Source organism: Gordonia sp. p3-SID1431 (assembly GCF_025143765.1).
Lineage (GTDB): Bacteria > Actinomycetota > Actinomycetes > Mycobacteriales > Mycobacteriaceae > Gordonia > Gordonia hongkongensis.
Map to the genome: position 1 here is coordinate 50361 of NZ_JAMBDT010000018.1, position 10401 is coordinate 60761.

The following is a 10401-nucleotide window of genomic DNA, read 5'->3' on the forward strand; positions in this document are numbered from 1 at the left end:
GCTGAGACCCCTGAACCGGCTTGAATGGGGTTTCACCTTACCGATTGGTAAGTTGTTGATATCGTCGGTCGGAGCAGTTGTCGTGAACGGAGGTGGTCATGTCGGGCGGAACGAAGCGCCTGCCCCGCGCGGTGCGCGAGCAGCAGATGCTCGATGCGGCCGTCAAGGTGTTCGCGCAGAACGGTTTTCGCGAGACCTCGATGGACGCCATCGCCTCCGAGGCGCAGATCTCCAAGCCGATGCTCTACCTGTACTACGGCTCGAAGGACGAACTGTTCAGTGCGTGCATCGCCCGTGAGTCCGGTCTGTTCATCGACGCGATGAGCGTCGGTTTCGACCCTTCGCTGTCGCAGCGTGAGCAGGCCGTCACGGTGATCCGCGAGTTCCTCCGCTTCGTGCACGAGCACCGGCAGTCCTGGCGGGTGCTCTACCGCGTCGCCATCGGCACCGCCGGTTTCGCCGGCATCGTCTCCGAGAGCCGCCAGCGGGTCACCGAGATGGTCGCCCAACTGATCAAGGCGGGCACGACCGTCGAGGTCGACAGCGACATCGACTTCGAACTCACCGCCGTGTCGATCGTCGGCGCCGCCGAGGCCGTCGCCGACCGCATCACGGAGGGTGACGTCGACCTCGAGAAGGCCACCAACCTCCTCGTCGGCATCACCTGGCGCGGCCTGAAGGGCGTCGGTACCGACGCCTGAAGTGTCGACACCTGAGGTGCAACGCAAACGCTCCCGCGGCCCCGCTTCCCATCCGCTGATTGGATCCAATAAGCGAGACGGAAACGAGACCGCGGGAGCGAAAGGCGAGGGCCCTCAGCCCTCCCGCGTCGTCGCGGTGAGGTGCGGGAATCCCTTGCGGCGGTCGCGGATCGCGATGTCGAAGCTCCCCTTCCCGTCGATGCGGCGGGTGTAGAGGTTCACCTTGGCGGGCAACAGGATCGGCTTGCCGAACTTGACGTCGTAGGTGACCGCGTCCGGCAGTTGCGCCTCCACGTTCGCGACAGCTGCTGCGGCACTCCACATCCCGTGGGCGATGGCCTTGGGGAAGCCGAAGGCCTTCGCCGGCAGGTTGCCCATGTGGATCGGGTTGCGGTCGCCCGAGGCTGCGGCGTACTCGCGGATCCGCTTGAGGTCGACGGCCAGGATGGCGTCCGGCGGCGGCGGGGTCTTCGACTTCGGTTCAGGACCCCGCGGCTCGTCGGACAGGCTGGTGCGCTGCTGCTTCAGGAACGTCGCCGTCTGGGTGGTGACGAGTTCCGATCCGACGCGGATCTCGCTGACGACGTCGATCAGGATGCCCTTGCGGTGCTCGCGCAGGTTCTGTGCATGCGTGACGATGTCGAGCGGCTCACCGACCTCGATGGGCCGCGAACGTTCGATGGTGTTCGTCATGTGTACCGAACCGACTGCACCGAACGGGAACTCGTCGGACGTCATGAGCTTCATGACGACCGGGAACTGCAGCACGAACGGGTACGTCAGCGGCAGGGTGCCGCCGAACCGCTGCCCGGTCGCGTGGCAGTACGCCTGCAGCGCAGTCGAATCCACCCGCACGCCGTCGAGTCGGTAACGCGTCTCGGGTGCGGTGGCGTCGGCCGGCACCCGTGGCGGCTTGCCGATGCCGGGCAGCAGCGCGGTGACCGCCTTGCCGTACAGCTCGGCGGTGCCGGGTGCGGACGGGAGGGTGATCGTCTTGCCCATCAGGCCCCCAGGAATCCCTGGCCGCACACGCGGACCACATTGCCGGTGATGGCATTGCTCGCCGGGTTGGCGAAGTAGGCCACGGTCTCGGCGACGTCGACGGTCTGACCGCCCTGCTGCAGCGAGCTCATCAGGCGGCCGGCCTCACGGGTCGCGAGCGGGATGGCCGCGGTCATCTTGGTCTCGATAAAGCCGGGCGCCACCGCGTTGATGGTGATGCCCTTCTCGGCGAGGATCGGCGCGTAGGCGTCGACGAGGCCGATGACACCGGCCTTCGAGGCGCCGTAGTTGGTCTGGCCGCGGTTGCCCGCGATGCCGGCGATCGACGAGACGTCGACGACGGCGCCGCCCTCGCGTAAAGCACCCTTCTCGAGCAGCGTCTCGACGAGGGTCTGCGGTGCGATCAGGTTGACCGCGATGACCGCGTCCCAGCGGGAGTCGTCCATGTTGGCGAGCAGCTTGTCGCGGGTGATGCCGGCGTTGTTGACGATGATGTCGATGCCGCCGTGCCGCTCGAGAGCGTGCTCGGCGAGCTTCGCGCCGGCGTCGGCCGCGGTGACATCGAGCGGGAAGGCGGTGCCGCCGACCTTGTTCGCCGTCTCCGACAGCGCGTCCCCGGCCTGCGGGACATCGGCGGCGATCACGTGCGCGCCGTCGCGGGAGAGGACCTCGGCGATCGTCGCACCGATGCCACGGGCGGCACCGGTGACGACGGCGACCTTGCCCTCCAGGGGCTTGTCCCAGTTCTTCGGCGCGGTGGCGTCGGCGCCGCCGACCCGGATGACCTGGGCGTCGACGAAGGCCGACTTCGCCGACAGCACGAAGCGGACGGTCGACTCGAGGCCGGTCAAACCGGTCTTGGCGTCGGGGGAGACGTAGACGAGCTGGACGGTGGACCCCTTCAGGAGTTCCTTGCCCAGCGATCGGGTGAAGCCTTCGAGTGCGCGCTGCGCGACGCGCTCGGAGGGATCGGTGACCAGCTCCGGCGTGGTGCCGATGACCAGAAACCGTGCGCAGGCCGCGGTCGAGCGCATCGCGGGCTGGAAGAACTCGAAGAGCTGACGCAGCTCGGCGGGAGTGGTGATGCCGGTCGCGTCGAAGACGAGGCCGCCGTACTTGTCGGCGCTGCGGCCGGTCGTGGCGTTCTGGATGAGGTCGTAGTCCTCGGTCGAGAGCATCTCGCGAAGCGGTTCGACGAGCCGGCCGGACCCGCCGAGCAGCACGGGGCCGGGCAGCGGCGGCTCGGAGGCCTTGTAGCGCCGCAGCGGCGGCGGGACGGGCAACCCGGCCTGCTTGGCGATGAATGCGCCGGGCGCGGAATGGACGAAGCTCGAGTACAGGCCAGTGTTTCCGTTGGCGGCCACGTTGATCTCCTCTGACTGTCGTTCGACAACGAACTTACTGATGAGTAAGAATACGCTATAGATACCGCACCCGACCCTTGGGAGATCGACGTGGCCGAACAGTCCAACCCCACCAGCAAGCCGAAGACCCGCAGCGATCGTCCCGTCGCGATCCTCGGCGGCAATCGCATCCCGTTCGCACGCCAGGACAAGGCGTACGCGAAGGTCGGGAACCAGGAGATGTTCACTGCCGCGCTCGACGGCCTGGTGAGCCGCTTCAACCTGCAGGGCGAGCAGCTCGGCATGGTCGCCGGCGGCGCCGTGCTCAAGCACGCCCGTGATTTCAATCTCATCCGCGAGTCGGTGCTGGGCTCGGCGCTGTCGCCGTACACCCCCGCGTTCGACATCCAGCAGGCCTGCGGCACCGGACTGCAGGCCATCACGACGGTCGCCGACGGCATCGCCCGCGGCCGCTACGACGCCGCGATCGGCGGTGGCGTCGACACGACGTCGGACGCACCGATCGCCGTGGGGGAGGGCCTGCGTCGTCAGCTACTCGAGGTCAATCGCGCGCGGAGCACCAAGGACCAGATCCTCGGCGCCGCGAAGCTGCTGACCAAGCTCGGCATCGAGATCCCGCGCAACGGCGAGCCCCGCACCGGCATGTCGATGGGCGAGCACGCCGCCGTCACGGCCAAGGAGTTCGGCATCAAGCGCGCCGACCAGGACGAGCTGGCCGCCCGCAGCCACCAGAACATGGCGGCCGCCTACGACGCCGGCTTCTTCGACGACCTCATCACCCCGTTCCTGGGCCTGACCCGCGACCAGAACCTGCGCGGCGACTCCACCGCGGAGAAGCTCGCCAAGCTCAAGCCGGTCTTCGGCGTCTCCCTCGGCGACGCGACGATGACCGCGGGCAACTCGACGCCGCTCACCGACGGTGCGTCGACCGTGCTGCTCGCCAGCGATGAGTGGGCCGCCGACCGCGGACTGCCGGTGCTCGCCTACTTCGTGGACAGCGAGACCGCCGCGGTCGACTACGTGAACGGGCCCGACGGGCTGCTCATGGCTCCGACCTACGCGGTGCCGCGTCTGCTCGCCCGCAACGGGCTCACACTGCAGGACTTCGACTTCTACGAGATCCACGAGGCCTTCGCGTCGGTGGTCCTCGCGACCCTGCAGGCCTGGGAGTCCGAGGAGTACTGCAAGGAGCGCCTCGGCCTCGACTCGGCACTGGGTTCGATCGACCGCAGCAAGCTCAACGTCCACGGTTCGTCGCTCGCGGCGGGTCACCCCTTCGCGGCGACCGGCGGCCGGATCGTCGCGCAGGCGGCCAAGCAGATCAAGGAGAACGGCGGCGGTCGCGCGCTGATCTCGATCTGTGCCGCGGGCGGCCAGGGCGTCACCGCGATCATCGAGGGCTGACGACCCGAAGCGGACATCATCCAGAGCTGGAATCCCGATAAGTGAGACGGATCGGCGACTGATCGGCCGATCCGTCTCACTTTCGTGGGACGAATCGGGGTACTTCGTCACATATTCGACAGAATCGGCCGTCCGGGGATGCCTCCGGCCGAAAAGTAGCGTAAATATGTCTATAGCTCCGGCTGCGCTGTCAGACCCCCGACCCGACAGCTCGGCCGGAGCGCCTGCTTTCCCGACCGTAGTTCTGCGGCCACCCCCCTGATTGGTAAGTCGTCAGCCCGCCGAGCTGCCAGCCCCGATGGATGGAGTTGTGACCCCAGGCTCTCGCCGAGCACGATCCGCGCTACGCGCCGTGCTCGCCGTCGTCGCCGTGATCACGCTCGTCCTCGCCGCGGAGTTCGTGGCCACCCGCTCCGATTCCCCACGCAACGCCGTCGTCGGCGGTATCGATGCGGGCGGTCGGAACTCCGCCGAACTCACCTCCGTACTCGACGAGCTGACGGCGCGCTCGCGACAACCGGTCGTCTTGCGGACGCCGGAGGGCTCGGCCGAGGTCGCGCCCGCCGAGCTGGGACTCACATACGACGCCGATGCGACGCGGGCTCGTCTCCTCGAGCAACCGCGCAATCCGCTCGTCCGTCTGGCCGCGCTGCTCGGCCGCGACTTCGACGTCGAGCCGGTCGTCACGCTGGATCGGACGGCGATGAACGCGGCGCTCGACGCCCAGCGCGCGTCACTCGAGAAGGCCGCGGTCGAGGGTGGTGTGCACTACGACGGCACCGAGCCCGTCGGGGATCAGCCCGCCAAGGGTGAACGCATCGCGCGAGACGCTGCCGCCGCGACCCTCCTCGACCGTTGGCTGGACGGCGCCCCCGTCGACCTGCCCATGGAACCCTTCTCGCCGACGGTGAGCGCCGAGGTCGTGGCCGCGACCGTCGCCGGACCGGCCGAACGGGTGGTCGCGGCTCCCGTGAGTCTCGTGGACCGCCGCAAACGGACGGTCGAGGTGCCCGCGGGAGACCTGGCGTCGATGGTGACCTTCGGGCCCGACGGCCGCGGCGGGCTCACCCCCCGAGCCGACGAGAAGGTGGGGCGCGAGATCCTCGCCCCCGACCTCGACGCCTCGCAACGGGCCCCCGTCAGCGCGACGTTCAGTCTGGCGTCCGGCCGTCCGCAGGTGGTGCCGGGCGTCGACGGCGCCGCGATCAACTGGCCGAAGACCCTGGCCGCCGTCGCCACGAGTGCGGCGGCCGACGGTGGCGATCGCAGGGTCGAGGTCGTCTACGACGACGTCGAGCCGAAGCTCACGACCGATGCCGCGCGCAAGCTCGGGGTCACCGAACTGATCAGCGAGTACACCACCGGTGGCTTCTCGAGCGCTTCCGGGGAGAACATCCGGCTCGTCGCCGCCGAGGTCGACGGGGCCCTCGTCCTGCCCGGAAAGGTGTTCTCGCTCAACGGGCACACCGGGCCGCGCGGAGCGGAGCAGGGGTACGTGGAGTCGACGATCATCGACCACGGTCGGGCGTCGAACGCGGTCGGCGGCGGGATCTCCCAGTTCGCGACGACCCTGTACAACGCGACCTATTTCGCCGGGCTCGAAGACGTCGACCACACCGAGCACGCGTACTACATCTCGCGGTACCCGGAGGCGCGGGAGGCGACCGTGTTCGAAGGCGCCATCGACCTAAAGTTCCGCAACAACACGCGGCACGGCGTGCTGATCGAGACCGCCTGGTCGCCGTCGTCGGTGACGGTTCGGCTCTGGGGAACGAAGGCGTTCGAGGTCGAGTCGGTCACGGGTGAGCGGGTTGCCCCCACCGATCCGCCGCGAGTCCGCGTTCCGCGCGGGGACGACTGCATCCCGAGCAGCGGGAGCAAGGGTTTCACGGCATCGGACACCCGGATCATCAAGGACGCGCGTACCGGACGGGAGATCGATCGGTCCACCCGCACCGTCCGCTACGCGCCCGAACCCATCGTGAAGTGCGTCTGACCCCGGGGTGGTTCGGCGCGGGGTGATCTGATGTGGAGGATTTCGATGCGGGGTGTTTCCCCGAAGGGCTTTACCGAGCGATAGAACGCTCGATAGGCTCCGGGGCGTGGATATCAATGGAGCTAGTGCAATCGTCACGGGTGGCGCGTCCGGCATCGGCGCGGCTGCGGCTCGCCAGCTGGCGGCCAAGGGTGCAAAGGTCATCGTCGCCGACCTGAACGCGGACAAGGGCGAGGAACTCGCCAAGGAGATCGGCGGACAGTTCGTCGCCGTTGACGTGACCTCGACCGAACAGATCGAAGCCGCCGTCAACGCGGCCACCGAACTGGGCCCGCTGCGTGCGCTGGTCAACTCGGCCGGCATCGGCTGGGCGCAGCGCACCATCGGTCGCGACGGTGAGTTCGGGTCGGCCCACAACCTCGACGCCTACAAGAAGGTCATCGCGATCAACCTGATCGGCACCTTCGACTGCATCCGTCTCGCGGCCACCGCCATGAGCCGCAACGAGCCGCTCGACGGCCACGGCGAGCGCGGCGCGATCGTCAACATGGCCAGCGTCGCAGCCTTCGACGGCCAGATCGGCCAGGCGTCGTACTCGTCGTCGAAGGGCGGCGTCGTCGGCATGACCCTCCCGGTCGCGCGCGACCTGGCCGCGGTCGGCATCCGCGTCAACACCATCGCCCCCGGTCTGATCGACACCCCGATCTACGGTGAAGGCGAAGCGGCTGAGGCGTTCAAGGCCAAGCTCGGCGAGTCGGTCCTGTTCCCGCATCGCCTGGGTGCGCCGGACGAGCTCGCCTCGATGGTCGTCGAGCTGGTCACCAACAGCTACATGAACGCGGAGGTCATCCGCGTCGACGGCGGCATCCGGATGCCACCGAAGTAGATCCGACACACCACTGGGGTAACCGCGCAGACCCACCGCCGGCCCGATCCGGTGGTGGGTTTGCCGTCTGTTCACCGGTTCTTTCCGTGAAAGAACTTTCATTCGCGCCTCATGAAGGTGTCACGCCGGCACCGCAGAGTGGTCGCCATGAACGTTCCGCACACGATCGACCGAGGCCCGGGACACCCGGGGCCGGTGACGATGTACGCGACGCGTCCACCGGTGCGAAAGGTGGTGCCGCCACCGCCCCGACGCTCCCTGCGGGACACCCTCGGCGGCCTGCTGTCACTCTGGGCGACAGCAGGACTCGTCGTCGTGGTCGTCGCCGGCGCGTTCGTCGGTCACGCCGGATGGTCGGGCGAGCTGTCCTTCGACGCCGTCGTCACCCTGCTCGTGTTCTTGATCGCGGTGTGGGCGTGGATCTTCTCGCCGCTGGATGACACCTATGTCGCGCTGGGTGGCGGTATCGCTCTGGTGGTCTTCGGCATCATCGACGCCAACACGTTCGCGGGCACGCTCGGCTCCGGCGTGATCTGGTTGCTGATCGGTGCTTTCGTGATCGCGGCCGCGATCACGGCGTCAGGTCTGTCGGCTCGTGTGTCGGCGCGTGTCGTCCGCCGGGCCCGGACGCCTCGTCAGTTGGTCCATCTCATCACCGCGGCCCTGTTGCTGACCACGTTCGCGATCCCGGCGACGTCCGGGCGTGCGGCCCTTGCTCTTCCGATCTTCCTCGCGCTTGCCGCGGTCCTGCGTGACCGGCCCCGCCTGGTGCTCTGCCTCGCTCTGGTCTTCCCGATGGTGATCCTCTTCTCGGCGGTGGGATCGCTCCTGGGTGCCGGCGCGCACCTCATCACCGTCGAGATCGTCTCGGCAGCAACCGGTAGCGGTATCGGATTCCTGCACTGGGCGGTTCTCGGCATCCCCCTGGCCCTCGTGTGGTCGCATCTCGCGGCCGAGGCGGCACTGTGGTTGATGACCGATCACGCCGAACGAGCACGTCCGCTGTGTGTACCGCCGACCGCTCTCGCAGCGACCGGGACGGCGACCTCCGGACCGCTCACGTCTGCTCAACGACGAGTGTCCGTCATTCTCGGACTCGTTGTGGTGCTGTGGTGTTCAGAACCCCTGCACGGCGTCGACCCGGCCATCGTCGCGGTGCTCGGCGCGCTGGCCGCGTCGGCGCCGGCGGTCGGCGCGACGACCCTGGGCGCGGCGCTGAAGACCGTCCCGTGGACGCTCCTGCTGTTCATGGCCGCCACCCTCGCGCTGGGGATGGCGCTCAATTCCAGTGGTGCCGCGGAGTGGTTGGCGGATCAGGCCTTCGGGTCCATCGCCGAGACCGGGCCGGCGGCGGCGATGGTGTTCGTCGTCGTCGCAGCGATCGTCTCGCTGCTCGCGCATCTGGTGATCCAATCCCGTTCAGCCCGTTCGGCGGTGCTGATCCCGATCATCGTGGTGACCGCCCCGGCCATTGGGGTCGACCCCGTCGCCGCGGCCTTCCTGTCCACCGCGGCCGCCGGGTTCTGCATCACCCTCACCAGCTCGGCCAAACCGGTCGCCATGTTCGCGGCGAGCGACGACGTCCCCGGTTACGAACCCCGACACCTGCTCACGATGTCGGCGCTGCTCGCGCCGGTGTCGCTGGTGCTGCTCATCATCTTCGGGTTCTGGGTCTGGCCCTACCTGGGTCTGCCCCTCCTCTCGTCCTGACCGTCGCATCGCCGCGACTGTCCCGAATGTGCCTCCGGGCGCCAGTTCCCCTCCCGTCAACAAAACCTTGTCCGATCGATCAACAGGAGTGCCGATGTCTGTCCGAGTTCCGCAACGAATCCTGGTCGCCCCGAGTGGTTTCAAGGAGAGCCTCGACGCCGTGTCGGTGGCGACCGCCATCGCCGCGGGGGTGCGGCGCACGCTCCCCGGGGTGCGCGTCGACATCGCACCGATCGCGGACGGCGGGGAGGGAACGGCGCGCATCCTGGCGGCCGCGGGCAACGGGCGCCTCCACGAGCTGACCGTCTGCGGCCCCACCGGTGAGCCGGTGCAGTCGCACTGGGCCGAGGTCGGCGTCGGTCGGAACCGCATCGGCGTCGTCGAGATGGCCGCCGCAGCTGGATTGGCACTCGTTCCGGCGGGGCAGCGAGATCCCGCCGCCACCACCACTTACGGAGTGGGACAACTGATTGCCGCGGCCCTCGACGCGGGGGTGTCGGCGATTCTCGTCGGCTGCGGCGACTCGGGCACATGCGACGGCGGCGCGGGTGCGCTCCAGGCGCTCGGTGCGCGCGTCCTGGACCATGACGGTGACGAGATCGATTGCGGCGGAAACGAACTGGCGCGCGCGGCGTCGCTGGATCTCACCGGCCTGCATCCGCGGTTGCGTGAGACCGAGGTGGTGGTCGCGGGCAACCCGCACAACGTCCTCTGCGGACCGAGCGGCGTCGCCCGCGTCTTCGGGCCGCAGAAGGGGGCGACGCCCGCACAGGTCGACTCGCTGTCGGCGGCGCTCGACGTCTGGGCGGACATACTGCAGCGGGATGGGCTGGCCGACATCGACTATCGGCAGGGGGCCGGGTCCGGCGCGTCGGGTGGACTAGGTGCGGGCCTGGCGGCAGCCGGCGGGAAACTGCGCTCGCGGTTCGACGCACTACTCGATTCCGGGCTGTCCGGCATCGACCTCGATCATCGGATCGGCAAGGCGGATCTGGTGATCACCGCAGAGGGTTCGATCGACTTCCAGACCCCTCGCGGCAAGGTGCCCGCGGAGGTGGCCCGCCGCGCCCAGTTGCGGGGTGTGCCCGTTGTCGCGCTGGCGGGTTCGCTCGGGCACGGTGCGCCCGCCGTCCACGACGTGGGGATCGGGGCGATCGCGTCGATCATCACGGTACCGATGCCGCTGTCGGAGGCGGTCGCCAACGGAGAGAAGCTCCTCGCCGACGCCGCCGAGCGCACCATGCGGATGATCCTCCTCGGCGCCGCGGTCTCCGCCCGGGCCGGGCAGCGGAAGCGGAAGAAGGCGGTCTGATCGCTGCGCAAACCCACCACTTTTCG

Annotated in this window: 8 protein-coding genes; 6 read left to right on the forward strand and 2 right to left on the reverse strand. The window is 68.7% G+C overall.

Annotated elements, in window-relative coordinates:
* Window positions 1-98: 98 nt before the first annotated feature.
* A complete protein-coding gene (locus M4D77_RS07015; RefSeq protein WP_247450456.1) occupies window positions 99-701 on the forward strand; it encodes a TetR/AcrR family transcriptional regulator in 603 nt (200 codons plus the stop codon).
* A 114-nt stretch (window positions 702-815) separates the two neighbouring features.
* On the opposite strand, the gene M4D77_RS07020 is transcribed toward M4D77_RS07015, so the two are convergent.
* Window positions 816-1703 (reverse strand): MaoC/PaaZ C-terminal domain-containing protein, encoded by an 888-nt coding sequence (locus M4D77_RS07020; RefSeq protein ID WP_159371599.1) that lies wholly within the window; start codon window positions 1701-1703, stop codon window positions 816-818.
* Window positions 1703-3067, reverse strand: a complete 1365-nt coding sequence (locus M4D77_RS07025; RefSeq protein WP_137809638.1) for a 3-oxoacyl-ACP reductase — start codon at window positions 3065-3067, stop codon at window positions 1703-1705. The genes M4D77_RS07020 and M4D77_RS07025 overlap by 1 nt, the downstream gene beginning before the upstream one ends.
* Window positions 3068-3157: 90 nt before the next feature.
* On the opposite strand from M4D77_RS07025, the gene M4D77_RS07030 reads away from it, so the two are divergent.
* The 5 genes from M4D77_RS07030 (at window position 3158) to M4D77_RS07050 (ending at window position 10375) form a co-directional block, all read left to right on the forward strand.
* Window positions 3158-4471 carry an acetyl-CoA C-acetyltransferase gene (locus M4D77_RS07030; RefSeq protein ID WP_259935855.1) on the forward strand — a complete coding sequence of 438 codons (1314 nt, stop codon included), beginning with the start codon at window positions 3158-3160 and terminating at the stop codon, window positions 4469-4471.
* Window positions 4472-4769: 298 nt separating this feature from the next.
* Window positions 4770-6467: a VanW family protein gene (locus M4D77_RS07035; protein ID WP_259935856.1), complete on the forward strand. Its 1698-nt coding sequence runs from the start codon at window positions 4770-4772 to the stop codon at window positions 6465-6467.
* Between the two features lie 106 nt (window positions 6468-6573).
* Window positions 6574-7353: an SDR family NAD(P)-dependent oxidoreductase gene (locus M4D77_RS07040; RefSeq protein WP_058252218.1), complete on the forward strand. Its 780-nt coding sequence runs from the start codon at window positions 6574-6576 to the stop codon at window positions 7351-7353.
* Window positions 7354-7500: 147 nt separating this feature from the next.
* Window positions 7501-9063 (forward strand): SLC13 family permease, encoded by a 1563-nt coding sequence (locus M4D77_RS07045; protein WP_159371597.1) that lies wholly within the window; start codon window positions 7501-7503, stop codon window positions 9061-9063.
* 94 nt (window positions 9064-9157) lie between these two features.
* The gene (locus M4D77_RS07050) at window positions 9158-10375 is read left to right on the forward strand and encodes a glycerate kinase (protein ID WP_259935857.1); all 1218 of its coding nucleotides are present in this window, start codon (window positions 9158-9160) and stop codon (window positions 10373-10375) included.
* The last annotated feature ends 26 nt before the right edge of the window (window positions 10376-10401 follow it).